Annotated in this window: 27 protein-coding genes; 3 read left to right on the plus strand and 24 right to left on the minus strand. The window is 54.9% G+C overall.

Annotated features, from left to right (window positions below; genetic code table 11):
• Positions 1 to 12: 12 nt before the first annotated feature.
• Positions 13 to 618 (plus strand): 2OG-Fe(II) oxygenase family protein, encoded by a 606-nt coding sequence (locus L1065_RS14200; protein ID WP_237096171.1) that lies wholly within the window; start codon positions 13 to 15, stop codon positions 616 to 618.
• 38 nt (positions 619 to 656) lie between these two features.
• Positions 657 to 1253 (plus strand): thermonuclease family protein, encoded by a 597-nt coding sequence (locus L1065_RS14205; RefSeq protein ID WP_237096172.1) that lies wholly within the window; start codon positions 657 to 659, stop codon positions 1251 to 1253.
• Positions 1254 to 1619: 366 nt separating this feature from the next.
• On the opposite strand, the gene L1065_RS14210 is transcribed toward L1065_RS14205, so the two are convergent.
• The 22 genes from L1065_RS14210 to rplK form a co-directional block, all read right to left on the minus strand.
• Positions 1620 to 1847: a DUF6552 family protein gene (locus tag L1065_RS14210; protein ID WP_237096173.1), complete on the minus strand. Its 228-nt coding sequence runs from the start codon at positions 1845 to 1847 to the stop codon at positions 1620 to 1622.
• Positions 1848 to 2052: 205 nt separating this feature from the next.
• Positions 2053 to 2466, minus strand: a complete 414-nt coding sequence (gene rplP, locus L1065_RS14215) for a 50S ribosomal protein L16 (RefSeq protein WP_237096174.1) — start codon at positions 2464 to 2466, stop codon at positions 2053 to 2055.
• A 12-nt stretch (positions 2467 to 2478) separates the two neighbouring features.
• Complete coding sequence (gene rpsC, locus L1065_RS14220) at positions 2479 to 3186, minus strand: 30S ribosomal protein S3 (RefSeq protein ID WP_237096175.1); 708 nt, start codon at positions 3184 to 3186, stop codon at positions 2479 to 2481.
• Entirely contained in the window at positions 3186 to 3566 is a 381-nt protein-coding gene (gene rplV, locus L1065_RS14225) for a 50S ribosomal protein L22 (protein WP_237096176.1), read from the minus strand. Before rplV ends, rpsC begins: the two co-directional genes overlap by 1 nt.
• A 3-nt stretch (positions 3567 to 3569) precedes the next feature.
• Positions 3570 to 3848 carry a 30S ribosomal protein S19 gene (gene rpsS, locus L1065_RS14230; protein WP_237096177.1) on the minus strand — a complete coding sequence of 93 codons (279 nt, stop codon included), beginning with the start codon at positions 3846 to 3848 and terminating at the stop codon, positions 3570 to 3572.
• 3 nt (positions 3849 to 3851) lie between these two features.
• Positions 3852 to 4694, minus strand: coding sequence for a 50S ribosomal protein L2 (gene rplB / locus L1065_RS14235; RefSeq protein ID WP_237096178.1), 843 nt, complete (start codon positions 4692 to 4694; stop codon positions 3852 to 3854).
• Positions 4695 to 5066: 372 nt separating this feature from the next.
• Positions 5067 to 5243 carry a hypothetical protein gene (locus tag L1065_RS14240; RefSeq protein WP_237096179.1) on the minus strand — a complete coding sequence of 59 codons (177 nt, stop codon included), beginning with the start codon at positions 5241 to 5243 and terminating at the stop codon, positions 5067 to 5069.
• Between the two features lie 167 nt (positions 5244 to 5410).
• Positions 5411 to 5707, minus strand: coding sequence for a 50S ribosomal protein L23 (locus L1065_RS14245; protein WP_048599686.1), 297 nt, complete (start codon positions 5705 to 5707; stop codon positions 5411 to 5413).
• Positions 5704 to 6321, minus strand: coding sequence for a 50S ribosomal protein L4 (rplD, locus tag L1065_RS14250; RefSeq protein ID WP_237096180.1), 618 nt, complete (start codon positions 6319 to 6321; stop codon positions 5704 to 5706). Before rplD ends, L1065_RS14245 begins: the two co-directional genes overlap by 4 nt.
• A complete protein-coding gene (rplC, locus tag L1065_RS14255; protein ID WP_237096181.1) occupies positions 6318 to 7049 on the minus strand; it encodes a 50S ribosomal protein L3 in 732 nt (243 codons plus the stop codon). The genes rplD and rplC overlap by 4 nt, the downstream gene beginning before the upstream one ends.
• 12 nt (positions 7050 to 7061) lie before the next feature.
• Positions 7062 to 7382 (minus strand): 30S ribosomal protein S10, encoded by a 321-nt coding sequence (gene rpsJ, locus L1065_RS14260; protein WP_237096182.1) that lies wholly within the window; start codon positions 7380 to 7382, stop codon positions 7062 to 7064.
• Between the two features lie 250 nt (positions 7383 to 7632).
• On the minus strand, positions 7633 to 8808 hold the full coding sequence (tuf, locus tag L1065_RS14265; RefSeq protein WP_237096183.1) for an elongation factor Tu: 1176 nt from the start codon (positions 8806 to 8808) through the stop codon (positions 7633 to 7635).
• A 60-nt stretch (positions 8809 to 8868) separates the two neighbouring features.
• Entirely contained in the window at positions 8869 to 10986 is a 2118-nt protein-coding gene (gene fusA / locus L1065_RS14270) for an elongation factor G (RefSeq protein ID WP_237096184.1), read from the minus strand.
• Between the two features lie 30 nt (positions 10987 to 11016).
• Positions 11017 to 11487: a 30S ribosomal protein S7 gene (rpsG, locus tag L1065_RS14275; RefSeq protein WP_237096185.1), complete on the minus strand. Its 471-nt coding sequence runs from the start codon at positions 11485 to 11487 to the stop codon at positions 11017 to 11019.
• Between the two features lie 12 nt (positions 11488 to 11499).
• The gene (gene rpsL, locus L1065_RS14280) at positions 11500 to 11871 is read right to left on the minus strand and encodes a 30S ribosomal protein S12 (RefSeq protein WP_008204009.1); all 372 of its coding nucleotides are present in this window, start codon (positions 11869 to 11871) and stop codon (positions 11500 to 11502) included.
• 271 nt (positions 11872 to 12142) lie between these two features.
• Positions 12143 to 13018: a DMT family transporter gene (locus L1065_RS14285; RefSeq protein WP_237096186.1), complete on the minus strand. Its 876-nt coding sequence runs from the start codon at positions 13016 to 13018 to the stop codon at positions 12143 to 12145.
• A gap of 166 nt (positions 13019 to 13184) precedes the next feature.
• Positions 13185 to 17447, minus strand: coding sequence for a DNA-directed RNA polymerase subunit beta' (rpoC, locus tag L1065_RS14290; RefSeq protein WP_237096187.1), 4263 nt, complete (start codon positions 17445 to 17447; stop codon positions 13185 to 13187).
• 48 nt (positions 17448 to 17495) lie between these two features.
• Positions 17496 to 21635: a DNA-directed RNA polymerase subunit beta gene (gene rpoB / locus L1065_RS14295; protein ID WP_237096188.1), complete on the minus strand. Its 4140-nt coding sequence runs from the start codon at positions 21633 to 21635 to the stop codon at positions 17496 to 17498.
• A 243-nt stretch (positions 21636 to 21878) separates the two neighbouring features.
• A complete protein-coding gene (gene rplL, locus L1065_RS14300) occupies positions 21879 to 22253 on the minus strand; it encodes a 50S ribosomal protein L7/L12 (RefSeq protein ID WP_237096189.1) in 375 nt (124 codons plus the stop codon).
• 73 nt (positions 22254 to 22326) lie between these two features.
• Positions 22327 to 22839, minus strand: coding sequence for a 50S ribosomal protein L10 (rplJ, locus tag L1065_RS14305; RefSeq protein WP_237096190.1), 513 nt, complete (start codon positions 22837 to 22839; stop codon positions 22327 to 22329).
• A 316-nt stretch (positions 22840 to 23155) separates the two neighbouring features.
• Positions 23156 to 23854 (minus strand): 50S ribosomal protein L1, encoded by a 699-nt coding sequence (gene rplA / locus L1065_RS14310; RefSeq protein ID WP_237096191.1) that lies wholly within the window; start codon positions 23852 to 23854, stop codon positions 23156 to 23158.
• A 1-nt stretch (position 23855) separates the two neighbouring features.
• A complete protein-coding gene (rplK, locus tag L1065_RS14315; RefSeq protein WP_237096192.1) occupies positions 23856 to 24281 on the minus strand; it encodes a 50S ribosomal protein L11 in 426 nt (141 codons plus the stop codon).
• A gap of 250 nt (positions 24282 to 24531) precedes the next feature.
• Between rplK and L1065_RS14320 the strand changes: the two genes are divergently transcribed.
• Positions 24532 to 25428, plus strand: coding sequence for a hypothetical protein (locus L1065_RS14320; RefSeq protein WP_237096193.1), 897 nt, complete (start codon positions 24532 to 24534; stop codon positions 25426 to 25428).
• Positions 25429 to 25498: 70 nt separating this feature from the next.
• Here the strand turns inward: L1065_RS14320 and nusG are convergent, their stop codons facing one another.
• On the minus strand, positions 25499 to 26032 hold the full coding sequence (gene nusG, locus L1065_RS14325; protein WP_237096194.1) for a transcription termination/antitermination protein NusG: 534 nt from the start codon (positions 26030 to 26032) through the stop codon (positions 25499 to 25501).
• A 191-nt stretch (positions 26033 to 26223) separates the two neighbouring features.
• The gene (secE, locus tag L1065_RS14330) at positions 26224 to 26409 is read right to left on the minus strand and encodes a preprotein translocase subunit SecE (RefSeq protein WP_237096195.1); all 186 of its coding nucleotides are present in this window, start codon (positions 26407 to 26409) and stop codon (positions 26224 to 26226) included.
• Positions 26410 to 26442 lie beyond the last annotated feature (33 nt).

Here is a 26442-nt window from a genome sequence, read left to right on the forward strand (position 1 = left end):
TATTGAACCTACATGAACATCAAATCTCTCTTTGCGACCCGCCTTTACCAAGCCCCGCTTGGATCTGTTGACCAAGATGAATTGCAAGCCTCGTGCTTTTCCATCGCCGAGGATGACGAAGCCGGCCAAGACTGGTGCGAGGAAAACGGTTATGCGGGCTACACATCCTACGCGTCGCTGACCGACCTGCCCTGGCGCTTTCCGATCTTCAAGGATGTGGTGGAGCAGCTGGACCGCCACGTAGCTGCATTTGCCGAGGACCTGTGCTTTGATCTGGGCGACAAGAAACTTGTGCTGGAAGACATCTGGATCAACATCTTGCCCGAAGGCGGCATCCACACCTCGCACATTCACCCCCACTCGGTGATCTCTGGCACGACCTATGTCGCAATGCCCGAGGGAACATCGGCCCTGAAGCTGGAGGACCCGCGGTCCCAGATGATGATGGCCGCGCCAGTGCGGAAAGGTGATGCGCGCGAGGAATTGCAGACGTTTGTGTATGTGAAGCCAAACGTGGGCGATGTGCTGCTATGGGAAAGCTGGCTGCGCCACGAGGTGCCGATGAATATGGCCGAGGACGATCGGATTTCCGTTTCATTCAACTATAATTGGGAATAACCTCGTACGCACAACCATAAGATCTTCGGTGCAATGTTTTGGAAATTCTAGCTGTTTGTTTCGGTTTTGCTTTGTTCGTCTGGGCCGTTGCGAAAATAGGTGCTGCGTATCACGATAAAAATGGAACGTCACAGTCGCGCAACGGAAACGTGGGTGCTGAAACCAAACGACCCACAAAACCTAAGACTATCACTTCTAAACAACGTCAAAACACTGAACGCCAGCGTCCGATAACATCGGGTGTTGAGCATGACCCTCCTCCTCCTGTTCCCCCCTCTATGAAACTGCGTGGACGCGCATGGGTCATTGATGGCGACACGATTGTCGTTAGCAAAATCAAGGTTCGGTTGGCAGGAATTGATGCACCTGAACTCGATCAACCTTGGGGCCAAAAATCGAAATGGGCTATGGTGAAACTCTGTAAAGGCAACGTTATTGACGTCGCGCTGACGGGGGAGACTTCGTATGATCGGCTCGTTGGAACTTGTTACCTCAGCGACGGGACAGATGTCGGTGCTGAATTAATCAAGCAGGGACTTGCGTTGGATGGTGGTCATTTTTCAAAAGGGAAATACCGCCATTTGGAGCCTGATGGCATCCGTCGCAAGCTGAAATACTATGGGCGGTGGCGGTAAGGTTGTCAGCCGTTTCTGTTTTACGCGATCACCGTGAGCAACCTCACCACAATACCTGCGGCGCCCCACATCAATCCTTGATCAATGGCATGCCCTGTTGTGCCGCTAGCCAGATAGCGGCTGGTTGCCCCCGGCGGCGTCGTCAAATTGCAGCACTAAGAGCGCCATGATCATGCGCAGCGCACCCCTGATCAAAAGCCCATACGCCAAAAATTGACCCCGTTTTATAAATAAAATGTTTGTCTCCTTTAGAAAAAACCCCCGCCTGTTTCCAAGCGGGGGCTCTTATTTGTAGGTTGCTTCGGTGGTGCTGCTCTCGGTGATCATGACCAATCACCTGCCGCACGCGTTGAATGCGGTCACGCCTTAAACGGCGTTCAAATACCCCACCAGCAGTGACACAAAGGCGCCCACATGGACGACCATGATCGCGCGGTCTTTCCACATGACGCCGACGGCGAACCAGAGGGCGATGCCTGCGAAAAAGAAGAACACGTTGAGGGGGACAATGTTAAGGCCGGTGAGGCCATAACCGATGAGTTGGATAACGGTCGCCGTCCATTTGACGATATCGACGGTTTGTAGCTTTTGCATGGGTACACGGCCTCTGAATGGCGATGGCTTTGATCATTGTGCGCGGGCCGCGTTTTGAAAAACGCGGACGCAACCGATTTCGAAATCGGTTGCCGGTTAGAGGAAAACCCCCGCCTGTTTCCAAGCGGGGGTTTTTTAGGTAGCTACTGTGATGCTGCTCTCGGTGATTGCTTGGCAATCACCTGCCGCCCACTGTGCCCGAGGACTACCAGTCCTCGCGCACGACAACCCGTGTTTTGATCGGCAGTTTCATCGCAGCAAGGCGCAGGGCTTCGCGGGCGATGGGCTCTGGCACACCGTCGATCTCGAACATGACACGGCCAGGTTTGACCTTACATGCCCAGAAATCCACCGAGCCTTTACCCTTACCCATACGCACTTCGACAGGCTTGGATGTCACTGGCAGGTCCGGGAAGATACGGATCCAGACACGGCCCTGACGTTTCATCTGACGTGTCATCGCGCGGCGGGCCGCTTCGATTTGACGTGCTGTGATACGCTCAGGCTGCAGCGCTTTCAGACCGAACGAGCCGAAGTTCAGATCGGATCCACCTTTGGCTTCCCCTTTGATCCGACCCTTATGGGCTTTGCGGAATTTGGTACGTTTTGGTTGAAGCATCTCTCTTCTCCCTTAACGACGACCGCCAGCACCGCGAGGTGTTGGGCCGTCTTGGAGTTCTTGTGCTTTACGGTCACGCGCGGCTGGATCATGTTCCATGATCTCGCCTTTGAAGATCCAGACCTTGATACCGATGATACCATAGGCGGTCATGCCTTCTGCGTGTGCGTAATCGATGTCGGCGCGCAGCGTGTGCAGCGGAACGCGACCTTCGCGGTACCATTCAGTCCGTGCGATCTCGGCGCCACCAAGGCGGCCCGCGACGTTCACACGGATGCCAAGGGCACCCATACGCATTGCGTTTTGCACAGCACGTTTCATTGCACGGCGGAACGACACACGGCGCTCAAGCTGTTGAGCAATGGATTCAGCAACCAGTGCCGCGTCCAGCTCGGGCTTGCGCACTTCAACAACATTGAGGTGAAGCTCGGAGTCTGTCATCGAGGCCAGCTTCTTGCGAAGTGTTTCGATGTCGGCGCCTTTTTTGCCGATGATCACACCAGGGCGGGCTGTGTGGATCGTCACGCGGCACTTTTTGTGCGGACGTTCGATGATCACACGGCTGATGCCAGCTTGCTTACACTCGGTTTTGATGAACTCGCGCAGTTTCAGGTCTTCGAGCAGCAGATCACCGTAGTCTTTGGTGTCGGCATACCAGCGGCTGTCCCATGTGCGGTTCACCTGAAGGCGCATACCGATTGGATTGACTTTGTTACCCATTACGATTGCTCCTCGACTTGGCGAACCTTGATGGTCAGTTCCGAAAACGGCTTCATGATCTTGCCGAAACGACCGCGTGCCCGAGGACGACCGCGCTTGAGTGTCAGGTTCTTACCAACGTAAGCCTCTGCCACGACAAGCTCGTCAACGTCGAGATTGTGGTTGTTTTCCGCATTGGCGATGGCCGATTGCAGACATTTCTTGACGTCTTCCGCGATGCGACGCTTCGAGAACGTCAGATCGGTCAGGGCCTTGTCTACTTTCTTGCCACGGATCATGGCCGCAACGAGGTTCAGTTTTTGCGGGCTGGTGCGCAGCATGCGAGTTTTCGCCATTGCTTCGCCTTCAGCCACGCGGCGGGGGTTCTTTGCCTTGCCCATGACTTACTTCCGTTTCGCTTTTTTGTCAGCCGCGTGACCGTAGTAGGTACGGGTTGGCGAATATTCACCAAACTTCTGGCCGATCATTTCTTCCGACACATTCACTGGAATGTGCTTTTTGCCGTTGTAGACGCCGAACGTCAGGCCAACAAACTGGGGCAGGATCGTAGAACGACGTGACCAGATTTTGATGACTTCGTTGCGGCCGCTTTCGCGGGCAGCTTCCGCCTTTTTGAGGACATAAGAGTCGACAAAAGGACCTTTCCATACAGAGCGAGTCATAGATTAACGCCCTTTCTTCTTGGCGTGCCGCGAGCGGATGATCAGCTTGCTGGACGCTTTGTTCTTGTTACGGGTGCGCGCACCTTTGGTAGGCTTGCCCCATGGGGTCACAGGGTGACGACCACCCGATGTGCGACCTTCACCACCACCGTGCGGGTGATCAACAGGGTTCATAACAACACCACGCACCGAAGGACGGATGCCCTTGTGACGGTTGCGGCCCGCTTTACCAAAGTTCTGGTTAGAGTTGTCAGGGTTCGACACGGCACCAACGGTGGCCATGCATTCCTGACGGACCATGCGCAATTCACCCGAGCTGAGGCGGATCTGGGCATAGCCACCATCGCGGCCCACAAACTGGGCGTATGTGCCAGCGGCACGCGCGATCTGACCACCTTTGCCAGGCTTCAGTTCGATGTTGTGGATGATCGTACCGATGGGCATGCCGCTGAAGGGCATTGCGTTACCGGGTTTGATGTCTGCTTTCGCGGACGCGATCACCTGATCACCAACCGCCAAACGCTGAGGGGCAAGGATATAGGCTTGCTCGCCATCTTCGTATTTGACCAGCGCGATAAACGCGGTGCGGTTAGGGTCATATTCGATACGTTCGATTGTGGCGGCAACGTCCATTTTGTTGCGCTTGAAATCGACGATACGGTAGAGGCGCTTTGCACCACCACCTTTGCGACGCATTGTGATCCGTCCGGTATTGTTCCGTCCGCCGTTTTTTGTCAGGCCTTCTGTGAGGGCCTTGACTGGGCGACCTTTCCAAAGCTCCGAACGGTCGATCAGTACCAGCCCACGCTGGCCTGGCGTCGTCGGTTTATACGACTTGAGTGCCATGCTTTCTGTCTTCCATTTGCTTTGCGGCCCCTTTGCCGTGGCGCGGGGACCTGATGTTTAGGCCCCCGTAGGTGCCCGATTACAAAACTACAAACGCCCCAGACGAATCTGGGGCGGCGCAGATGAGGCTTACTAGGGGGATGGAGTGTTTGGGTCAAGAGCTGCGAGGGCGTTTAAGTGCGAAACCTACGCCGTGTATCGCAATACCGTGGGGTGGCGATCAACCTTCCTTCATCAGCGCTTTATGGCAGCCAAGTACATCTTCCATAAATGTGGATCGCCAAGGACAACCAAATCGCCAGCCCGTGCGGGCGGTCTGGCGATGCACGGCGCGCCTATGGGCGCTTGATTCCGTGCACAAAAGGGCGACGCTCACTTCTTATCCCGAGCGGCCTTCTCTTCTTTCGACAACTTGTTGTTCCACTGATTATTGCTCAGTCCCAACTCAGGGTTGGCGGGTTTGGTTTTGCCTTTGGTAACTTTGCCGCCCTTGTTCAGAAATTCCTGAATAAGCGCGTCGTCGGTGGTGGGTTTGGTGATATTTTTCATACCACCAGCCTAGGGCCGAATGATCCGGTCGGCAATGGACCTCATGTCACGGGGCCGGGCTGCGTTTTCGAAAACGCAGCAGACGCCGCCTTCCAAGGCGGCGGCCCCCAAAAGAAATGCCCCGCCTGCATACACAAGCGGGGCCATTCCACATCACTTAGGTCGGGTTACAGACCTGTGTTCACGTCGATCGTGTTGCCGTCTTCCAGCATGACATATGCTTTCTTGACGTCTTTACGTTTACCAAGCTGGCCGCGGAACCGCTTGGCCTTGCCTTTGGTGATCGTTGTGTTGACCGCTTTGACCTTCACACCAAAGAGCGTTTCAACCGCCTCTTTGATCTGGGGTTTGTTTGCGTCGATTGCCACTTCGAAAACCACGGCGCCGTTCTCGGACGCCATTGTTGCTTTCTCTGTGATGATCGGCTTGCGGATCACATCGTAGTGTTCAGCTTTTGCACTCATTTCAAACGAGCCTCCAGAGCTTCGACGCCCGCCTTCGTGATCACCAGAGTGTCACGCTTGAGGATGTCATACACGTTTGCGCCCATCGTTGGCAGGATATCCAGACCGTCGATGTTGGCCGATGCCTTGAGGAACTCTTCGTTGACCGAAGCGCCATCAATCACCAGCGCACGCTTCCAACCAAGGTTTTTCACCTGTTTGGCCAGAGCGGCGGTTTTGCCGTCAGCTGCTGCATCTTCAATGATGACCAGCTCGCCCGCAGCCGCTTTGGCCGAGAGCGCGTGGCGCAGACCCAGTTTGCGGAACTTCTTGGGCAGGTCATGGCCGTGGCTGCGCACAACCGGACCTTTGTAGACGCCACCCCCACGGAAGATCGGGGCCGAACGTGCGCCGTGGCGTGCGCCACCGGTGCCTTTTTGGCGGTAGATCTTCTTGGTGGAGTATTTGACTTCCGAACGGGTTTTCACCTTGTGCGTGCCAGCCTGCGCATTGTTGCGCTGCCAACGAACGACACGGTGCAGGATGTCTGCACGTGGCTCAAGACCGAAAAGATCTTCTGACAATTCGACGGAACCCGCCTTTTTGCCATCAAGTTTGATCACATCAAGTTTCATGCTTCACCTCCTTCAGCGGGAGCGTCCTCAGCAGGAGCTTCCGCAGGCGCGGCAGTGGATTTCAGAGCGGCAGGGAATGGCACGCCATCGGGCAGCTTTTTCTTCACTGCGTCTTTGACAGTCACCCAACCACCTTTGGAACCAGGAACGGCGCCTTTGACCATGATCAGACCGCGGTCTGCATCTGTCTTAACGACTTCGAGGTTTTGTGTGGTGATTTTGGCAGCCCCCATGTGACCCGCCATCTTCTTACCTTTGAAGACGCGGCCAGGATCCTGACACTGACCTGTTGAACCGTGCGAACGGTGGCTGATCGAAACACCGTGTGTCGCGCGCAGACCGCCGAAGTTCCAGCGTTTCATCGCACCAGCAAAACCTTTACCGATCGATGTGCCAGACACGTCAACTTTTTGGCCGGCGATATAGTGCTCGGCCGAGATTTCTTCACCAACGCCGATCAGGTTGTCTTCCGTCACGCGGAATTCAACCATCTTGCGCTTGGGTGCCACTTTCGCTGCTGCGAAGTGACCGCGCATAGCGGCGGATGTGCGTTTTGCCTTGGCTGTGCCAGCACCCAGTTGGACGGCTGTATAGCCATCACGGTCGGTTGTGCGGTTGGCGACAACTTGCAGGGCATCGAGTTGAAGAACGGTTACAGGGATCTGCTTGCCGTCTTCCATGAAAAGGCGGGTCATGCCGACCTTTTTCGCAATTACTCCAGAGCGCATCAAATACCCTCCTTACGACTGCAACTTGATCTCGACGTCCACACCAGCAGCCAGATCGAGCTTCATCAGCGCGTCAACTGTTTGGGGGGTCGGATCAACAATATCCAGCAGGCGCTTGTGCGTGCGGATTTCAAACTGGTCACGAGATTTCTTGTCAACGTGTGGACCACGCAGGACGGTGAATTTCTCGATTTTATTGGGGAGCGGAATGGGGCCACGAACGTTGGCGCCTGTCCGCTTTGCGGTGTTGACGATTTCCTGTGTGGAGGCATCAAGCACCCGATAATCAAACGCCTTCAGGCGAATACGGATGTTTTGGCTTTGAACGGCCATATGCATATCCCTTCGGATGGGATTTTAACGGATTGGACGAAGGTCGCTCATCGACCCCCCTCTTCGCGTCTTATGGTCCAACGAAATGGGGGCACGCATCGGCGCACCCCGTTGGATGGGTGGCGTATAGGGGGTTGCGATTATGCTGGCAAGGGGGTGTTTTGACGATTTGCAATAAAAAAGGCCGCTTCTTTGGGAAGCGGCCTTTGGGTGTTTGTGGTGTCCGTCCCTGTGCGGGGCGGGTGTGATCTTAAGCGATCACTTTGGCAACAACGCCCGCGCCAACGGTGCGGCCGCCTTCGCGGATCGCAAAGCGCAGGCCGTCTTCCATCGCAATCGGTGCGATCAGCTCGACGTTGAACTTCAGGTTGTCGCCCGGCATCACCATTTCCGTGCCTGCTGGCAGCTCAACTGTGCCTGTCACGTCCGTTGTACGGAAGTAGAACTGGGGGCGGTAGTTGGCAAAGAATGGCGTGTGACGGCCACCTTCTTCTTTGGTCAGGATATACGCCTCGGCTTCGAACTTGGTGTGCGGTGCAACCGAACCCGGCTTACACAGCACCTGACCACGCTCAACGCCTTCACGGTCAACACCGCGCAAAAGCGCACCGATGTTGTCGCCAGCTTCGCCCGAGTCCAGCAGCTTGCGGAACATCTCGACGCCTGTGCAGGTCGTTTTTGTTGTGTCGCGGATACCAACGATTTCAATCTCGTCGCCCACGTTGATCACGCCACGCTCAACACGGCCTGTCACAACTGTACCACGGCCCGAGATCGAGAACACGTCTTCGATCGGCATCAGGAACGGCTGGTCAACAGCACGTGCTGGTGTCGGGATGTAGCTGTCAACAGCTTCCATCAGCTCGGCAATTTTCTCTTTGCCGATGTTGTCGTCGCGGTCTTCCAGAGCGGCCAGAGCCGAACCCGCGATGATCGGAATATCGTCGCCCGGGTATTCATAGCTGGACAGCAGCTCGCGGATTTCCATTTCGACCAGCTCCAGAAGCTCTGGATCGTCGACCTGGTCAACTTTGTTCATGAACACAACCATGTACGGAATGCCAACCTGACGACCAAGCAGGATGTGCTCGCGGGTCTGGGGCATCGGGCCGTCGGCTGCGTTCACAACCAAGATCGCGCCGTCCATCTGCGCCGCACCTGTGATCATGTTCTTGACGTAGTCAGCGTGGCCGGGGCAGTCGACGTGCGCGTAGTGGCGTGTCTCTGTCTCGTACTCAACGTGCGCGGTCGAAATGGTGATCCCGCGGGCCTTCTCTTCGGGCGCGCCGTCAATCTCGTCATACGCTTTGAAGTCGCCAAATTGCTTCGTGATCGCAGCCGTCAACGTCGTCTTACCATGGTCAACGTGACCAATCGTGCCGATGTTTACGTGCGGTTTACTACGTTCAAACTTTTCCTTAGCCATGATGGCCTCCTTGATTTTGAGATGTAAGGTGGATCGAAATCCACCTTACGCTTTGAGTGATCAGGCGAATTTCGCCTGAATTTCTTCCGAGATGTTGCTTGGTACAGCTTCGTAGTGATCGAACTGCATGGTGAACTGGGCACGACCCGACGACATCGAACGCAATGTGTTGATGTAGCCGAACATGTTGGCCAGTGGCACAAACGCGTCGATTGCGATTGCGTTACCACGTGTGTCCTGACCCTGAACCTGACCGCGACGCGATGTCAGATCGCCGATGATCCCACCTGTGTATTCTTCAGGCGTGATAACTTCGACTTTCATGATCGGCTCAAGCAGCTTTGCACCCGCTTTGCGCATACCTTCACGCATCGCCATCCGTGCCGCGATTTCAAACGCAAGAACGCTCGAGTCCACGTCGTGGAATTTACCGTCGATCAGGGCAACCTTGAAGTCGATCACGGGGAAGCCCGCCAAGGGGCCGCTGTCCATAACCGAGTTGATGCCTTTTTCAACGCCAGGGATGTATTCCTTGGGCACAGCACCACCAACGATGCGGCTTTCGAACGAATACCCTTCGCCAGGTTCTGTTGGCGAGATGATCATTTTCACCTCGGCATACTGACCCGAACCACCCGACTGTTTCTTGTGGGTGTAGGTGTGCTCAACTTCGTGGCCGATGGTCTCACGGTAGGCCACTTGTGGCGCACCAATGTTCGCTTCGACTTTGAATTCGCGCTTCAGACGATCCACAAGGATATCGAGGTGAAGTTCGCCCATGCCCTTCATGATGGTCTGGCCGCTTTCGAGGTCAGTTTCCACACGGAAGGATGGATCCTCGGCCGCCAAACGCTGCAGACCAGTCGACATTTTCTCTTGGTCGGCTTTTGTTTTTGGCTCAACGGCGATCTCGATCACAGGATCAGGGAACGTCATTGTTTCAAGAACTACTGGTTCGTTGACGGCGCAAAGCGTGTCACCTGTTGTGGTGTCTTTCAGACCAGCAAGCGCAATAATGTCGCCCGCGAACGCTTCTGTGATTTCTTCACGGTCGTTCGAGTGCATCATCATCATACGGCCAACGCGCTCTTTACGACCTTTGGTCGAGTTCAGCAGCGTGTCACCTTTGTTCAGCACGCCCGAGTAGATGCGTGTGAACGTCAGTGTCCCAACAAAGGGGTCGTTCATGATTTTGAACGCAAGGCCCGAGAACGCCATGTTGTCATCCGCACGGCGTGGGATGTCACGGGTTTCTGTTTCGTCACCGGGTTTGAAGCCCATGTAATCAACAACGTCCAGCGGCGATGGCAGGTAATCAACAACAGCGTTCAGCAGTGGCTGGACACCTTTGTTTTTGAATGCCGAACCACCCAGAACCGGAACGAATGCCAGTTCAAGCGTGCCCTTGCGAAGCAGTTTGCGCAGTGTTGGAACATCAGGCTCGTTGCCTTCAAGGTATTCCATCATTGCTTCGTCGTCCATTTCGACAGCAGCTTCGACCATCTTGCCGCGCCATTCGTTTGCCATGTCTTGCAGGCTTTCACGAATAGGTGCTTTGATCCACGATGCGCCAAGGTCTTCACCCTGCCACAGCCACTCTTCCATAGTGACCAGATCAACCAGACCTTCCAGCTCGGTTTCGGCACCGATTGGAACACCAACAGGAACAGCTTTTGCGCCTGTGCGGTCTTCGATCATGTTCACGCAGTTAAAGAAGTCCGCGCCGATTTTGTCCATTTTGTTGACAAAAACCATACGTGGAACTTTGTAGCGGTCGGCCTGACGCCACACAGTTTCTGTCTGGGGCTCAACACCGGCGTTGGCGTCAAGAACACAGACAGCACCATCGAGAACCGCCAGCGAGCGTTCAACTTCAATCGTGAAGTCAACGTGGCCTGGCGTGTCGATGATGTTCATGCGGTGCTTGGGGCTATCTGGCGTTGTGCCGTCTTCGGTACGTTCCCAGAATGTCGTTGTCGCAGCAGACGTAATGGTGATGCCGCGCTCTTGCTCTTGCTCCATCCAGTCCATCGTTGCAGCGCCGTCATGCACCTCACCGATGTTGTGGGATTTCCCTGTGTAATACAGGATGCGCTCGGAACAGGTGGTTTTACCTGCATCGATGTGCGCCATGATACCGAAGTTACGGTACAGTTCGAGGGGGTATTCGCGTGCCATAGAATATGGTCCTTGAATGAAAGGTTAAACTTACCAGCGGTAGTGCGAGAACGCTTTGTTGGCATCTGCCATCTTGTGCGTGTCTTCGCGCTTTTTCACAGCAGCACCGCGGGACTGAACAGCATCCAGAAGCTCACCTGCAAGGCGTTCTTCCATCGTGTTCTCGTTGCGGGCGCGTGACGCTTTGATCAGCCAGCGGATCGCAAGGGCTTCGCGGCGCTCAGGACGCACTTCAACAGGCACCTGATATGTTGCACCACCCACACGACGCGAGCGAACCTCAACGGCGGGTTTGATGTTGTCGAGCGCTTCGTGGAACACTTCCACAGGGGCGCGCTTGATCTTGCCTTCAACACGATCCAGCGCGTTGTAGACGATTTTCTCTGCTGTCGATTTCTTACCATCGAGCATCAGGTTGTTCATGAATTTGGTCAGGACCGTATCACCATATTTGGCGTCGGGCAGGACTTCGCGTTTCTCAGCGGCGTGACGACGTGACATATCAGCCTCTCCTTATTTAGGACGCTTGGCGCCGTATTTCGAACGACGTTGCTTACGGTCTTTGACGCCTTGGGTATCCAGAACGCCGCGAAGGATGTGATAACGCACACCGGGAAGGTCTTTTACACGACCGCCACGGATCAGAACCACAGAGTGCTCCTGAAGGTTGTGGCTTTCACCGGGAATGTAGCTGATGACCTCAAAGCCATTTGTCAGGCGCACCTTGGCAACTTTCCGCATCGCCGAGTTCGGCTTTTTCGGAGTGGTTGTATAGACGCGTGTGCAGACGCCACGCTTCTGAGGGCATTGTTCCAAGTGCTGCGACTTGGAAACTTTACGTTTTGGCTGACGCGGTTTGCGGATCAGCTGTTGGATCGTTGGCATTGAGGAGTGTCCCCTTTGTTGCAACTTGCGTTTAGGGACCTGCGTCCCCGTCTCATACGTACCCCGCATGCGGGGGTGTTTCGATGTATTCGCGCGTCCGCAAACACAAAATTCCGCTACGGTTAACCCTACCTGGGATCCGCGCGGATAAAGCTCAGAGGAACGGGTCTGAAAGCGACCTGAACGTGACCATTAATTTCGGGCTAGAACGGGTATCCCCGACCTAAGTGCGCGCTCTATACGGGGACTCGGTTTTGCTGTCAACAGCTGCTCAGGCGGCCTTGATCTGGCGTTCGCGGTAGAAGGTGAACAGACCACTGGCCACAACAATGCCTGCGCCCGTCAACGTCAGCGTATTTGGCCAGTCATCGAACACAAAAAAGCCAAGGATCAACGCCCAGATGAGCGCGGTATAGCGAAACGGGGCAACAAAAGCGATATCGCCAACCCGCATCACCATGACGCTGAACAGATAGCCAAACAGGATGAACACCGACGCCCCGATCGTGAGCAAAACAGCACTTTGGGTGAAAGGCTGCCAGGTTTCGGTCAGGCTAAAGGCTGCCGCCCATAAGGTGACACCAAGCGCGGACATCAACGTGACCACCATCGAATGTGTGTCTTTGGACAGCTTGCGTGTGACGATGTCACGAAGGGTAACAAATGCAACGGCGACCAGCACGTAAATTGAAAAGATATTGAAGCCGTCCGCCCCGGGCTGAACGATTAACAGCACACCAATGAAGCCTACGATAATGGCCGATAACCTGCGCCAGCCAATCGCCTCGCCCAGAAACACGGCCCCTGCCAGTGATACGGTCAGCGGCAAGGATTGCAAAATCGCTGTGGCATTGGCCAAAGGCATGTTGAACAACGCGGTGATAAAGAAATAGGCCGCGCCAATTTCGGCCAGCACCCGCAGCGTGACCCAAAGCCAGTCGCCAGCGGCAATACCTTTGCGGAACGCGCCCAGATACCACGCAAGCCCCGAGATCATCAGAGTGGTCAGCACCCCCCGCACCGTCAGCGCCTGAAACAGCGGCCACTGATCCGACAGCGCTTTCATGGCCGTGTCGTTCAGCACAAAGGCGAACATCGACATCATCATGATGACCGCGCCGCGGGTGTTGTTTTGGTGGGTGCTCATAGGTGGCAATAGGACATAGGCTTTGACAAAAGGAAAGACGCCCGATGAAGAGGCGGGCCGCGATTTCGAAATCGCGGGACGAAAGCCGCGCGCGCGGTTTTGCCCCACATAAAAAAAGGCCCCCGCATCGCTGCGAGGGCCTTTCTCAATTCAGGTTACGATCAGATCAATCGCGGCTTTCTTCGGTGTCCACGATCACTGTATCGAACGCATCGCCACCTACCACGTCGTCGGCTGTTGGTGCGGCCAATGCGGCAGCGGCCTCGGCCTCTTCACGGCGTGCTTCGATGACAACATTGTCACGCGATTGCGCGATGCGTTGCATCTCTTGTGTCGCGCCACCTGTCCCTGCGGGGATCAGACGACCCACAATGACGTTCTCTTTCAGACCGACCAGCTTGTCGCGCTTGCCTTGGACCGATGCTTCGGTCAGCACGCGTGTCGTTTCCTGGAACGATGCGGCCGAGATGAAGCTGCGGGTTTGCAGCGACGCCTTGGTGATACCAAGCAAGATTGGCTCGCCCTTGGCCAAACGACCACCGCGCGCCGCGGCTTTTTCGTTGGCAAGATCGAATTCCTGCTTGTCGACGTGTTCGCCCTTGAGCAGCGTTGTTTCACCACTGTCGAGGATTTCCCACTTCTGCAGCATCTGACGCACGATGACTTCGATGTGTTTGTCGTTAATTTTCACACCTTGCAGTCGGTACACGTCCTGCACCTCGTCGATCATATAGTCAGCCAGCGCTTCGACCCCCATGATGGACAGGATATCATGCGGCGCAGGGTTGCCGTCCATGATGTAGTCGCCTTTTTGCACGAAGTCGCCTTCTTGCACGGGGATGTGTTTCCCCTTTGGCACCATGTATTCGACCTTGGCATCTTCGGCGGCCTCTGGCGTGTCAGCGGCAGGCACAATCGCGATACGGCGCTTGTTCTTGTAGTCTTTGCCAAAGCGCACATAGCCGTCGATTTCCGCGATGATTGCGTGGTCTTTGGGGCGACGTGCCTCAAAGAGTTCCGCAACTCGTGGCAGACCACCCGTGATGTCCTTGGTTTTCGCACCTTCGCGCGGAATACGCGCGACCACGTCACCTGGTTTCACCTCTTGTCCTTCTTCGACCGACAGGATCGCATCAACCGACATCGGGTAAGACACAGGGTTCCCATCGTCTTTCAACACCGGCTCACCATCGGCACCCGCGATCAGCACTTTTGGTGCCAATTCGTTGCCTTTGGGGGCCGAGCGCCAGTCAGCGACGATCCGTTGTGTCATACCTGTCGCGTCGTCGGTTTCTTCGCGCAGGGCGATACCGTTGACCAGATCGACCAGTTTGGCTGTACCCGCTTTTTCCGCGATGATCGGCAGAGTGAAGGGGTCCCATTCGAACAGCTTGTCGCCGCGGGCGATTTCAGCGCCCTCTTTGACCAGCAGTTTGGAACCATAGCTGACCTTGTGCGACGCACGTTCAGCACCATCCGGACCAACAATCGCAAGCTTCATGTTGCGGCCCATGACGATCTGTTCGCCTGCTTCGTTTTCGATCAACTGCGCATCCGCAAAGGTAATCTTACCTTCCTGGCTTGCTTCGAGGAACGACTGTTGGCCACCGCCTTGCGCAACACCACCAATGTGGAATGTCCGCATGGTCAGCTGTGTGCCAGGTTCACCAATCGACTGCGCCGCGATGATACCAACGGCTTCGCCTTGGTTCACCATCGTGCCGCGTGCAAGGTCACGACCATAGCACATCGCACAGACGCCTTCTTCGCTTTCACAGGTCAGCGGGCTGCGAATGCGGGCCTGAACCAGTCCGCTTTCCTCAACCGTGTCGGCCTTGCGCTCATCGATCAACTCGCCGTGGCTGACCATAACTTCGCCAGACACCGGGTGGATCAGGTCTTCTGCAGCCACACGGCCCAGAACACGCTCGCCCAAGGTCGCCACAACTTCACCGTCGTTGACGGCGGCTTCTGCTGTGATGGCCATATCGGTGCCGCAGTCATGCTCGCGCACGATGCAGTCTTGCGCCACGTCCACCAGACGGCGGGTCAGGTAGCCCGAGTTCGCCGTTTTCAACGCCGTATCGGACAGACCCTTACGGGCACCGTGGGTCGAGTTGAAGTATTCAAGAACGGTCAGACCTTCCTTAAAGTTCGAAATGATTGGCGTCTCGATGATCTCACCATTCGGTTTGTTCATCAGGCCGCGCATCCCGCCCAACTGTTTCATCTGCGTGACCGAGCCACGGGCCTTACTGTCGGCCATCATGAACACGCTGTTTGGTTCCGCTTCGACGCCGTTTTCATCCGTCTTGATGGAGGCGATTGTGCCCATCATCGCGTCGGTGACTTTGTCGTTACACTTCGACCAAGCATCGACAACTTTGTTATATTTTTCGCCCTGGGTGATCAGACCGTCCATATATTGCTGTTCGAATTCCTTGACCTGATCGCGCACGGCATCGACAATTTCCCATTTGTTATCAGGGATCACCATGTCGTCTTTACCAAACGAGATACCAGCGCGGAACGCTTCGCGGAAACCCGCGGTCATGATCTGGTCACAGAAAATGACGCTCTCTTTTTGGCCGCAATAGCGATAGACCGTGTCGATGACCTGCTGAACTTCACCTTTCTTGAGAAGGCGGTTCACCAGCTCGAACGGCGCTTTGGCGTTCAGCGGCAGCAAGGCACCCAGACGCACACGGCCGGGGGTTGTTTCGAAGCGTTGCATCACCTCGTTGCCTTCGTCGTCGATCTGCGGAATGCGGGCCTGGATCTTGGCGTGCAGATGCACTTCGCCAGCGTCCAAAGCATGTTGCACTTCTTCGATCGAGCCAAAGACCATGCCCTCGCCCTTCATACCCGCGCGTTCCAGCGAGGTGTAATACAGGCCCAAGATCATATCCTGCGATGGTACGATGATTGGCGCACCGTTGGATGGCGACAGAACGTTGTTTGTCGACATCATCAGGACGCGTGCTTCCAGCTGTGCTTCTAGCGACAGCGGCACGTGGACCGCCATTTGGTCACCGTCAAAGTCAGCGTTGAAGGCCGAACAGACCAGCGGGTGAAGCTGGATGGCTTTACCTTCGATCAGCACGGGTTCAAACGCCTGAATGCCCAAACGGTGCAGCGTGGGCGCACGGTTCAGCATGACGGGGTGTTCGCGGATCACTTCGTCCAAGATGTCCCAAACTTCGGGGCGCTCTTTTTCGACCAGCTTCTTGGCTTGCTTGACCGTGCTGGACAGACCTTTGGCTTCAAGGCGCGAATAGATGAACGGCTTGAACAGCTCCAGCGCCATCTTTTTCGGCAGACCGCACTGGTGCAGCTTGAGTTCCGGACCCGTCACAATGACCGAACGACCCGAAAAGTCGACGCGCTTACCCAAAAGGTTCTGACGGAAGCGGCCTTGCTTGCCTTTCAGCATGTCCGACAGCGATTTCAATGGGCGCTTGTTGGCACCTGTGATCACGCGGCCACGGCGACCGTTGTCGAACAGAGCATCGACCGACTCTTGCAGCATACGCTTTTCGTTGCGCACGATGATGTCAGGTGCGCGCAGTTCAATCAGACGCTTGAGGCGGTTGTTACGGTTGATCACGCGGCGATACAGATCGTTCAGATCGGACGTCGCAAAGCGGCCACCATCCAGCGGCACCAGTGGGCGCAGCTCAGGCGGGATCACAGGCACAACCGTCAGGATCATCCATTCAGGACGGTTGCCCGACTCGATGAATGATTCAACGATTTTCAGACGCTTGATGATCTTCTTGGGCTTCAATTCGCCTGTCGCTTCGGCCAGATCAGCGCGCAGCTGTTCGGCTTCGGATTCCAGATCAATCGCCTGCAGCATTTCGCGGATCGCTTCGGCGCCGATGTTGGCGGTGAACGCGTCCATGCCATAGCTGTCTTGCGCGTCCATGTATTCTTCTTCGGTCATCAGTTGACCGTATGTCAGGTCCGTCAAGCCAGGCTCGATGACGACATAGTTTTCAAAATACAGGATGCGTTCTAGATCGCGCAGGGTCATATCCAGCATCAGGCCGATGCGCGACGGCAGCGACTTGAGGAACCAGATGTGCGCAACTGGCGAAGCCAGTTCGATGTGGCCCATGCGCTCGCGGCGCACCTTTTGCAGCGTGACTTCCACACCACATTTTTCGCAGACAACGCCGCGATATTTCATGCGCTTATATTTGCCGCACAGACATTCGTAGTCTTTGATCGGGCCAAAGATACGCGCACAGAACAAGCCATCGCGCTCGGGTTTGAACGTGCGGTAGTTGATGGTTTCGGGCTTTTTAATCTCACCGAACGACCACGACAAAATGCGCTCGGGAGAGGCCAGAGACACTTTGATTTCGTCAAACACCTTGGTGGGTGCAAGTGGGTTGAACGGGTTTGTTGACAGTTCCTGGTTCATTTTCAGATCCTTAAATCAGGTGGAGAGGATGGGGACGAAAGGCGGCGCCTATTCGTCCTCCACCTCCGCATCCAGGAGTTCCATATTCAGGCCAAGGCCACGGACTTCTTTGACCAGAACGTTGAACGACTCTGGCACGCCAGCTTCGAAGTTGTCCTCGCCTTTGACGATGCTTTCGTAGACTTTCGTCCGTCCAGCCACGTCATCCGATTTGACCGTGAGCATTTCCTGCAGGGTATAGGCCGCGCCGTAGGCTTCGAGCGCCCAGACTTCCATCTCCCCGAAACGCTGACCACCGAATTGCGCTTTACCGCCCAACGGCTGTTGGGTGACAAGGCTGTAGGGCCCTGTCGAACGCGCGTGGATTTTATCGTCCACAAGGTGGTGCAGTTTCAGCAGATACTTGATGCCGACCGTTACAGGGCGGGCAAATTGCTCGCCTGTGCGCCCATCAAACAGGATCGACTGACCGCTTTCCGAGAAACCCGCACGCACAAGTGCGTCGTTCACATCCGCTTCTTTCGCACCGTCAAAGACGGGCGTTGCGATTGGAACGCCGCGCGTGACATTGCCAGCCGCTTCGATCAGCGATTTCTCATCCATGCCTTTGATGCCTTCGTCATAGACGTTTTCACCATAAGCAATTTTGAGCGCGTCGCGCACAGGGGTCATATCGCCCGAGCGTTTGTATTCGCCAAGCGCCTCGTCGATCTGGATACCCAGACCGCGTGCGGCCCAACCCATGTGAGTTTCAAGAATTTGCCCGACGTTCATCCGCGAAGGCACACCAAGCGGGTTCAGTACGAAGTCAACGGGTGTCCCGTCCGCCAGGAACGGCATGTCTTCCATAGGAACGACCTTGGAGATAACCCCTTTGTTCCCGTGACGACCCGCCATTTTATCACCGGGCTGCAACTTGCGTTTCACGGCGACAAAGACTTTGACCATCTTCATCACACCTGGGGGCAAGTCATCGCCACGGCGGACTTTTTCGACTTTGTCCTCAAAACGGGCATCAAGCGCACGTTTCTGGATTTCGTATTGCTCGTTTAGGGCTTCAACGATTTTTGCATCGTCTTCGTCCTCAAGAGCAAGCTGCCACCACTGACCGCGGCTCAGGCTTTCCAGCAGGTCGGCATCAATGACCGATCCGGGTTTCACACCTTTGGGGCCTTTGACCGCTTGTTTGCCTTCGATCATGTCACGCAAACGCGCATAGATGTTGCGGTCCAGAATGGCCAACTCATCATCACGGTCACGGGCTAGGCGTTCAACTTCTTCACGCTCGATCTGAAGCGCACGTTCGTCTTTTTCCACACCATGGCGGTTAAAGACGCGCACTTCGACGATTGTGCCGAAATCACCGGGCGGCAGACGCAGTGATGTGTCACGCACGTCAGATGCTTTCTCACCAAAGATGGCGCGCAGAAGTTTTTCTTCCGGTGTCATCGGGCTTTCGCCTTTTGGTGTGATCTTACCAACCAGAATATCCGCTGGACCGACCTCTGCGCCGATGTAAACGATGCCAGCCTCGTCGAGGTTGCGCAGCGCTTCTTCACCAACGTTCGGAATGTCGCGTGTGATTTCCTCTGGACCCAGTTTCGTGTCACGGGCCGCCACTTCAAATTCTTCGATGTGGACGGATGTGAACACGTCGTCGCGCGTGATGCGCTCGGAAATCAGGATCGAGTCCTCATAGTTGTAACCGTTCCAAGGCATAAACGCGACAACCACGTTTTTACCCAAGGCCAGTTCACCCATGTCAGTCGAAGGACCATCAGCGATAACTTCGCCTTTGGTCACCAGATCGCCCACTTTCACCAACGGACGTTGGTTAATACAGGTGTTCTGGTTCGAACGCTGGAATTTTCGCATGCGGTAGATGTCTACGCCTGCGTCGCCTAGTTCGAGATCTTCTGTGGCACGAATAACAATACGGGTCGCATCGACTTGGTCGATGATACCGGCGCGTTTCGCCATGATCGCAGCACCACTGTCGCGGGCCACAACTTCTTCGATGCCTGTGCCGACCAGTGGTGCTTCGGCTTGAAGCAATGGAACGGCCTGACGTTGCATGTTCGAACCCATAAGAGCGCGGTTGGCGTCATCATTTTCAAGGAACGGGATCAGCGATGCAGCAACCGAAACCAGCTGCTTTGGCGAGACGTCAATCAGGTCCACATTTTCGGATGGCGACAATGTGTAATCACCCGATTTACGTGTCGAGACCAGATCGTTGACGAACTTCATGTCACCATCAAGGTTCGCGTTGGCCTGCGCCACGGTGTGACGCATTTCTTCTGTCGCCGACATGTAATGCACTTCATCAGTGACCTTACCTTCGACAACCTTCCGATAGGGTGTTTCGATGAAGCCGTATTTGTTCACGCGGGCGAAAGTGGCCAGCGAGTTGATCAGACCGATGTTTGGCCCTTCAGGCGTTTCAATCGGACACATACGACCGTAGTGGGTTGGGTGCACGTCGCGCACCTCAAAACCCGCGCGTTCGCGTGTCAGACCACCTGGCCCAAGCGCCGAAAGACGGCGTTTGTGCGTGACTTCTGACAGCGGGTTGGTTTGGTCCATGAATTGCGACAGCTGCGAAGAGCCGAAGAATTCGCGAACCGCAGCCGCAGCGGGTTTCGCGTTGATCAAGTCTTGCGGCATCACTGTGTCGATTTCGACCGATGACATACGCTCTTTGATCGCGCGCTCCATACGCAGCAGGCCGACGCGGTATTGGTTTTCCATCAGTTCACCAACGGACCGCACACGACGGTTGCCAAGGTGGTCAATATCGTCGATGTCGCCGCGCCCATCGCGCAGGTCAACCAGCGCCTTGATGCAGGACACGATGTCTTCTTTGCGCAGTGTGCGCTGCGTATCTTCGGCGTCCAGTGCCAAACGCATGTTCATTTTCACACGACCGACGGCCGACAGATCATAACGCTCGGAATCGAAGAACAGGCTGTCGAACAGGGTCGAAGCCGCATCAACGGTGGGCGGCTCGCCCGGGCGCATGACGCGGTAGATATCCATCAGCGCGCTCTCGCGGCTCATGTTTTTATCGTTCGCCATTGTGTTGCGCATATAGGCGCCAACGGTGATGTTATCGATATCAAGAACAGGGATTTCGGTGACACCCGCATCCAGCAATTCCTTGACAGAACCGCCAACTGCCTCGCCGTTTTTGTCCACTTCCCATGTCAGTTCATCACCAGCTTCGACATAGATCGCGCCGTTTTCTTCGTTGATGATGTCTTTCGCCGCGAAGCGGCCCAGGATCTGGTCGAACGGCACGAGAAGTTCCGTGACCTGGCCTTCGTCGATCAGCTTTTTAACAGCACGTGGGGTGACTTTCTTACCAGCTTCCGCAATCACTTCGCCCGAAGCAGCGTCAACAAGGTCGTATGTCGGACGGGTTCCGCGCACACGCTCTGGGAAGAATTTTGTCACCCAACCTTTGCCCGCTTCATAGCGGTAGGTGACGTTGTCATAATACGCATCCATGATGTCCTCTTGGTCCAGACCAAGCGCATAAAGAAGCGTTGTGACAGGCAGTTTGCGGCGACGGTCGATACGCGCGAACACAAGGTCCTTGGCATCAAATTCGAAGTCCAGCCAGCTGCCGCGGTATGGGATAATGCGGCATGCAAACAGCAATTTGCCCGACGAATGGGTTTTGCCCTTGTCGTGGTCAAAGAACACACCTGGTGAACGGTGCATCTGGCTGACAATCACGCGCTCGGTGCCGTTGACAACGAATGTGCCATTTGGCGTCATCAAAGGCATATCGCCCATGAACACGTCTTGTTCCTTGATGTCTTTGACCGACTTGGCACCTGTGTCTTCATCTACATCAAACACGATCAAGCGCAGCGTCACTTTAAGTGGCGCGCTGTACGTCATGTCGCGCTGCATACACTCCTCAACGTCATACTTGGGCTTTTCCAGCTCATATTTGACGAATTCAAGGATCGCAGTCTCGTTGAAATCTTTGATCGGGAAAACCGACTGGAAGACACCGTTGATGCCTTCGCCGTCCATCGGCTGTAGCTGATCACCAGATTTCAAAAACAGCTCATAGCTGCTTTTTTGAACCTGAATCAGGTTCGGCATTTCAAGGACTTCGCGAATTTTACCGTAGTATTTGCGCAAGCGTTTCTGGCCAAGGAAGGATTGAGCCATGTGCGTTGTCACCTTTCATATTTCTCACTGGGTGTTGCGTCGTCGGGCTCCGACACACCGCCCTCTTGAGACAGGAAAACCAGCCAATACCTGCACCCCTTCCCACAGGGGCGCTCCCGACCGGACCTTCCTTAGAAGCGACTTTGGTTCGAAAAGCCGCTACTAAGACAGGTTTGGCTGGACACGGAATTAACCATGTCCAGCCAGATGTTTGATGCGGGTTTAAGCCCCGCAACCGACCAATTAGGCCAGTTCGACTTCTGCGCCAGCTGCTTCCAGCTTGCCTTTGATGTCTTCGGCTTCGGCTTTGTCGACGCCTTCTTTGACTTTGCCACCAGCTTCAACGAGGTCTTTGGCTTCTTTCAGGCCAAGACCTGTGATGCCGCGGACTTCTTTGATCACTGCGATTTTCTGAGCGCCGGCGTTCTTCAGAACGACGTCAAATTCAGTTTTCTCTTCTGCAGCTGCACCACCGGCGTCGCCACCAGCAGCCATCATCACTGCGCCGCCAGCTGCGGGCTCGATGCCATACTCGTCTTTGAGGATGGTTTTCAGTTCTTGTGCTTCGAGAAGGGTCAGACCAACGATCTCTTCAGCAAGTTTTTTCAGATCAGCCATTATACTGTTTCCGTTTCCTAAGTTTGTGTTCCAACGTGCAGGCATTTACCCCACGAGGGTCGTCCAGTTGTGCTTATGCAGCTTTCTCTTCGATGGTCGAAAGAATGCTTGCGATGTTCGAAGCAGGTGCGCCAATCGCGCCGGCAATGTTGGAAGCAGGTGCGCCGATGCAACCCACGATCGAAGCAATAAGCTCCTCGCGGCTTGGCATCGCTGCAACGGCTTTCACGCCAGCAACGTCCAGAGCGTTTTCACCCATTGCACCACCAAGGATTTCGAGCTTGTCGTTTTCCTTGGCGTAGTCGTTAACCACTTTGGCAGCAGCCACAGGGTCTTCCGAATAGGCGAGAACGGTCATGCCTTTGAGATACTCAGACACGCTTGCGCATGGCTGACCATCAAGGGCGATTTTGGCGAGCCTGTTTTTGGCAACGCGAACAGATCCACCCGCTTCACGCATGCGTGCGCGTAGATCTTGCATTTCAGCAACTGTCATACCCTCGTAGTGGCTCACCACTACGACGCCAGAGCTTTCAAAGATTTGGCCGAGTTCTTCGACCACTTTTTCTTTTTGTGCTCTATCCACAGTTTTACTCCAAAATTGGCGGGTTCCCCCGCCGGCTCAGTTTTGCCGGATAAATCCAGCGGTTGGGTCCTTCAAACGGGACGCCCGAACCGCCAGAGACCATCGGCCACTGAAGAAACTGGTCTGACCCGCCTCGGGCAGGAATTAAAGGATTTCGCAATCCAACCCACCGTCTCGGACGAACGCAAAAGAGCGCGTGACGAATCGCGCGCTCTAGAGCTTTGATGTATCTAGGGGGAGAGGCCCCAATTGCCAACCCCCTAAACAGCAAAAAGCGGCACCAAAGGCGCCGCTTTTCATCATCGCTTGCGCGACGTCATTCTTGTGCAGCGTCGTCAACCGAGATCGTCACGCCTGGACCCATCGTGGAGGTCAGCGCGATTTTCTTCATGTATGCGCCTTTGGCACCCGATGGCTTGGCTTTTTGAACCGCACCAATGAACGCGCGAACGTTCTCTGTCAGCTCTTTTTCGCCAAACGAGGCTTTGCCCAAGCCAGCGTGAACAACGCCTGCTTTTTCCGCTTTGAACTGAACTTCGCCGCCTTTGGCCGCTTCAACAGCCGCTTTGACGTCCATTGTCACTGTGCCAACTTTCGGGTTTGGCATCAGGTTGCGTGGACCCAGAACCTTACCCAGACGCCCCACAACAGGCATCATGTCAGGTGTTGCGATACAGCGGTCAAAATCGATTGTGCCGCCCTGAACGATTTCCATCAGGTCTTCCGCACCAACGATATCCGCGCCAGCCGCTTTGGCTTCTTCTGCTTTCGCATCGCGTGCGAACACAGCAACGCGGACCGATTTACCAGTGCCGTTTGGCAGCGTGACCACACCGCGTACCATTTGGTCCGCGTGACGTGGATCAATGCCAAGCTGCATTGCGATTTCGATTGTCTCGTCGAATTTTGCAGTTGCGTTGGATTTCACCAGTGCAACGGCTTCTTCAACAGTGATGTCTGCTTTGCCAGCAACAGCTTCGCGTGCGGCAGTTGTACGTTTACCAAGCTTTGCCATCTTACTTCACCTCAATGCCCATGGAACGGGCCGAGCCCAAGATGATCTGCATTGCGCCTTCGATATCGTTGGCGTTCAGATCTTTCATTTTCGCTTCTGCGATTTCCTTTACCTGAGCGGCGGTCACGTGACCGACAACTTCACGGCTTGGATTGTTCGCACCCGACTTCAGCTTGGCCGCTTTTTTCAGGTAGTAGGACGCTGGTGGCGTCTTGATGTCCATGCTGAACGATTTATCCACATAGTATGTGATAACCGTTGGGCAGGGTGCACCAGGTTCCATGTCCTGTGTCTTGGCGTTGAACGCCTTACAGAATTCCATGATGTTGATACCGCGTTGACCCAATGCAGGGCCGACGGGTGGGGATGGGTTAGCTTGACCTGCAGGAACCTGCAGCTTCATTGTGCCAGCGACTTTTTTAGCCATTGGACGTCTCCTTTTTGTAGCACCCTGACGCGCGTGTCAGGGGCAGGTGTGCCCGTGGTTCGGTGCCGTCACGCGTGACGGCCGCCTCCCACGTTTAAGTATCTGTATCAGACTCGCAGCGGATACCCGCGTCCACCAATTATTGCAACCCTTGGTCTCGGGATCTAGCGGTGTAGTCCAAATCCGCAGTTCTAAATTCACCTAGAATCTGCTTTCCTTGCAAATAATTTTCAAAAATCTTGAGGACCAAATGAAATTTTCCTTCACTATCTTATGCGCGTTGTTGATTGCTTCTCCTGTTTTTGCACAAACAAATGACTCAACAACCGAAGAAACCCTAGAGGAAGCGGCTGTGACCTTTACGGTTAGCGACGAACTTTCGATCAACGCACCGAAGCATTGCATTAAGGCAAATCCAGAACCCTGCCGTTTGACGATTGAAGCGAGTGTGGAAAACTGCCGTATCGCACGAATGGCCGAGATTACGATGAGTGCAACGTCTCGCTACTCTCAATTTGGAAGACAAGATGTCGATCAAATCAGTCATCGCTGGACGGGTAATGAATGTCGCGTGATGTTGTCGTGGCCAATCACTAATAACGTCATGGGTGGCACTTATCAGGCGCGGTTCACTTACCGACTTTCGAACAATCAAACGGGTAATGCTCAAAGAAGCGGTGACCTAACAGGTGAAAACCCGACACCCCAAGATGTGCGTGCCCGTCTGTCAAATCTAACGTATGACGTTCTGGTCTATCTGAGTAACGAATTCAAACAGTTTAATTCAAATGGAATGCCGCGCACAGCAAACGGGTTTGGAGTGGGCGGCTTGAACACGCCAGAAGCCAAAGATCTGTGGGATTGGAAACATAACCTCGATACCGCGGTGGTTAGTTTCGATGCAGCCTTTGCCGCCGCTGAACTTTACCCTGAACGGATGCGAAACAGTGGCTTTCCGAATGTTCCCGATTTTTCTGCTGACGAAAGAAAGCGCCATGCTCTACAATCATTAGTTGGTGAACCGTACTACATACCAACCCGCGTCGGTAAGGGTTGGGAGCCTATGCGCAAGCGACTCTCTTTTGCAGACGACGTAATGAAGATCGAGACAGACGTAGCTGCGGGTAACCCACCCGCAAACTGGTAATCAAAAATAAAAACGAAGAACGCCGCCCATTGAGGGCGGCGTGTGCAAATCTCCAAGCAGTTTGACACGATCAGCTCTGCTTGGTGACCTGCGTGAACTCAAGTTCGACGGGTGTTTCCCGTCCAAAGATCGAAACCGTTACCTTCAGGCGCTGGTTTTCATCATCAACCTCTTCGACCATCCCGTCGAAATCTTCGAACGGACCGTCATTAACCTTAACCTTCTCACCCACATCGAAGCTGATAAGCAGCTTGGGCGCATCCTCGCCCTCTTGAACGCGGTTGAGGATTTGGTTCACCTCGGCATCACGCATTGGCATCGGGCGACCTTGTGGGCCCAGAAAACCGGTGACGCGATTCATCGAGTTGATCAGGTGATACCCCTCATCGGTCATTTCCATGTGGACCAGAACGTAACCGGGCATAAAGCGGCGCTCGGCGGTGACTTTCTTGCCGCGGCGCACTTCAATGACCTCTTCGGTTGGAACCAGAACTTCGTCGATCTGATCTTCCATCTCGTTTTCGGCCACAGCGGTGCGGATGCCTTCAGCGATCTTTTTCTCGAAATTCGAGAGAACACTTACTGAATACCAGCGTTTTGCCATTGCCTTTGGTCCTTTAAATCACACGCGCCCTGTAAAAGAAGAGCCGCCTATTCGTATTTCTTTTCAGATGGTTACACCACCCGGTTCAAAACAAAAAGCGGCGCGCCACACGAATCGAAGCACGCCCTGCTGTCTTGAGTTGTTGCGCAATACCGCTCAAACCGTGTCGATTCAAGGTGTTGCGGTCAGATTTACCCGTTCAGGATAAACGACAATCCCGTGCGGATGATCCAATCCACGAAGAAAAAGAAAACTGCGGTCAGCATGGCCATAATAAAGACCATCACTGTGGTCAGAAGCACTTCACGGCGCGTGGGCCATGTCACGCGGCCAACTTCGGTGCGCACTTGCTGAATGAATTGAAGCGGATTTGCCATTTGTTTCGGTTCCCTTTGGGTCTGATTGGGCAA

This window comes from Nereida sp. MMG025 (genome assembly GCF_021654165.1).
In the GTDB taxonomy this organism is placed as follows: domain Bacteria; phylum Pseudomonadota; class Alphaproteobacteria; order Rhodobacterales; family Rhodobacteraceae; genus Nereida.

What these genes read in the sequence shown, in the direction of transcription:
- L1065_RS14200 (WP_237096171.1), top strand. Translation starts at nt 13, where the DNA reads ATGAACATCAAATCTCTCTTTGCGACCCGCCTTTACCAAGCCCCGCTT.
- L1065_RS14210 (WP_237096173.1), bottom strand. Translation starts at nt 1,847, where the DNA reads ATGCAAAAGCTACAAACCGTCGATATCGTCAAATGGACGGCGACCGTT.
- rplP (WP_237096174.1), bottom strand. Translation starts at nt 2,466, where the DNA reads ATGCTTCAACCAAAACGTACCAAATTCCGCAAAGCCCATAAGGGTCGG.
- rpsC (WP_237096175.1), bottom strand. Translation starts at nt 3,186, where the DNA reads ATGGGTAACAAAGTCAATCCAATCGGTATGCGCCTTCAGGTGAACCGC.
- rplV (WP_237096176.1), bottom strand. Translation starts at nt 3,566, where the DNA reads ATGGGCAAGGCAAAGAACCCCCGCCGCGTGGCTGAAGGCGAAGCAATG.
- rpsS (WP_237096177.1), bottom strand. Translation starts at nt 3,848, where the DNA reads ATGACTCGCTCTGTATGGAAAGGTCCTTTTGTCGACTCTTATGTCCTC.
- rplB (WP_237096178.1), bottom strand. Translation starts at nt 4,694, where the DNA reads ATGGCACTCAAGTCGTATAAACCGACGACGCCAGGCCAGCGTGGGCTG.
- L1065_RS14240 (WP_237096179.1), bottom strand. Translation starts at nt 5,243, where the DNA reads ATGAAAAATATCACCAAACCCACCACCGACGACGCGCTTATTCAGGAA.
- L1065_RS14245 (WP_048599686.1), bottom strand. Translation starts at nt 5,707, where the DNA reads ATGAGTGCAAAAGCTGAACACTACGATGTGATCCGCAAGCCGATCATC.
- rplD (WP_237096180.1), bottom strand. Translation starts at nt 6,321, where the DNA reads ATGAAACTTGATGTGATCAAACTTGATGGCAAAAAGGCGGGTTCCGTC.
- rplC (WP_237096181.1), bottom strand. Translation starts at nt 7,049, where the DNA reads ATGCGCTCTGGAGTAATTGCGAAAAAGGTCGGCATGACCCGCCTTTTC.
- rpsJ (WP_237096182.1), bottom strand. Translation starts at nt 7,382, where the DNA reads ATGGCCGTTCAAAGCCAAAACATCCGTATTCGCCTGAAGGCGTTTGAT.
- tuf (WP_237096183.1), bottom strand. Translation starts at nt 8,808, where the DNA reads ATGGCTAAGGAAAAGTTTGAACGTAGTAAACCGCACGTAAACATCGGC.
- fusA (WP_237096184.1), bottom strand. Translation starts at nt 10,986, where the DNA reads ATGGCACGCGAATACCCCCTCGAACTGTACCGTAACTTCGGTATCATG.
- rpsG (WP_237096185.1), bottom strand. Translation starts at nt 11,487, where the DNA reads ATGTCACGTCGTCACGCCGCTGAGAAACGCGAAGTCCTGCCCGACGCC.
- rpsL (WP_008204009.1), bottom strand. Translation starts at nt 11,871, where the DNA reads ATGCCAACGATCCAACAGCTGATCCGCAAACCGCGTCAGCCAAAACGT.
- L1065_RS14285 (WP_237096186.1), bottom strand. Translation starts at nt 13,018, where the DNA reads ATGAGCACCCACCAAAACAACACCCGCGGCGCGGTCATCATGATGATG.
- rpoC (WP_237096187.1), bottom strand. Translation starts at nt 17,447, where the DNA reads ATGAACCAGGAACTGTCAACAAACCCGTTCAACCCACTTGCACCCACC.
- rpoB (WP_237096188.1), bottom strand. Translation starts at nt 21,635, where the DNA reads ATGGCTCAATCCTTCCTTGGCCAGAAACGCTTGCGCAAATACTACGGT.
- rplL (WP_237096189.1), bottom strand. Translation starts at nt 22,253, where the DNA reads ATGGCTGATCTGAAAAAACTTGCTGAAGAGATCGTTGGTCTGACCCTT.
- rplA (WP_237096191.1), bottom strand. Translation starts at nt 23,854, where the DNA reads ATGGCAAAGCTTGGTAAACGTACAACTGCCGCACGCGAAGCTGTTGCT.
- rplK (WP_237096192.1), bottom strand. Translation starts at nt 24,281, where the DNA reads ATGGCTAAAAAAGTCGCTGGCACAATGAAGCTGCAGGTTCCTGCAGGT.
- L1065_RS14320 (WP_237096193.1), top strand. Translation starts at nt 24,532, where the DNA reads ATGAAATTTTCCTTCACTATCTTATGCGCGTTGTTGATTGCTTCTCCT.
- nusG (WP_237096194.1), bottom strand. Translation starts at nt 26,032, where the DNA reads ATGGCAAAACGCTGGTATTCAGTAAGTGTTCTCTCGAATTTCGAGAAA.
- secE (WP_237096195.1), bottom strand. Translation starts at nt 26,409, where the DNA reads ATGGCAAATCCGCTTCAATTCATTCAGCAAGTGCGCACCGAAGTTGGC.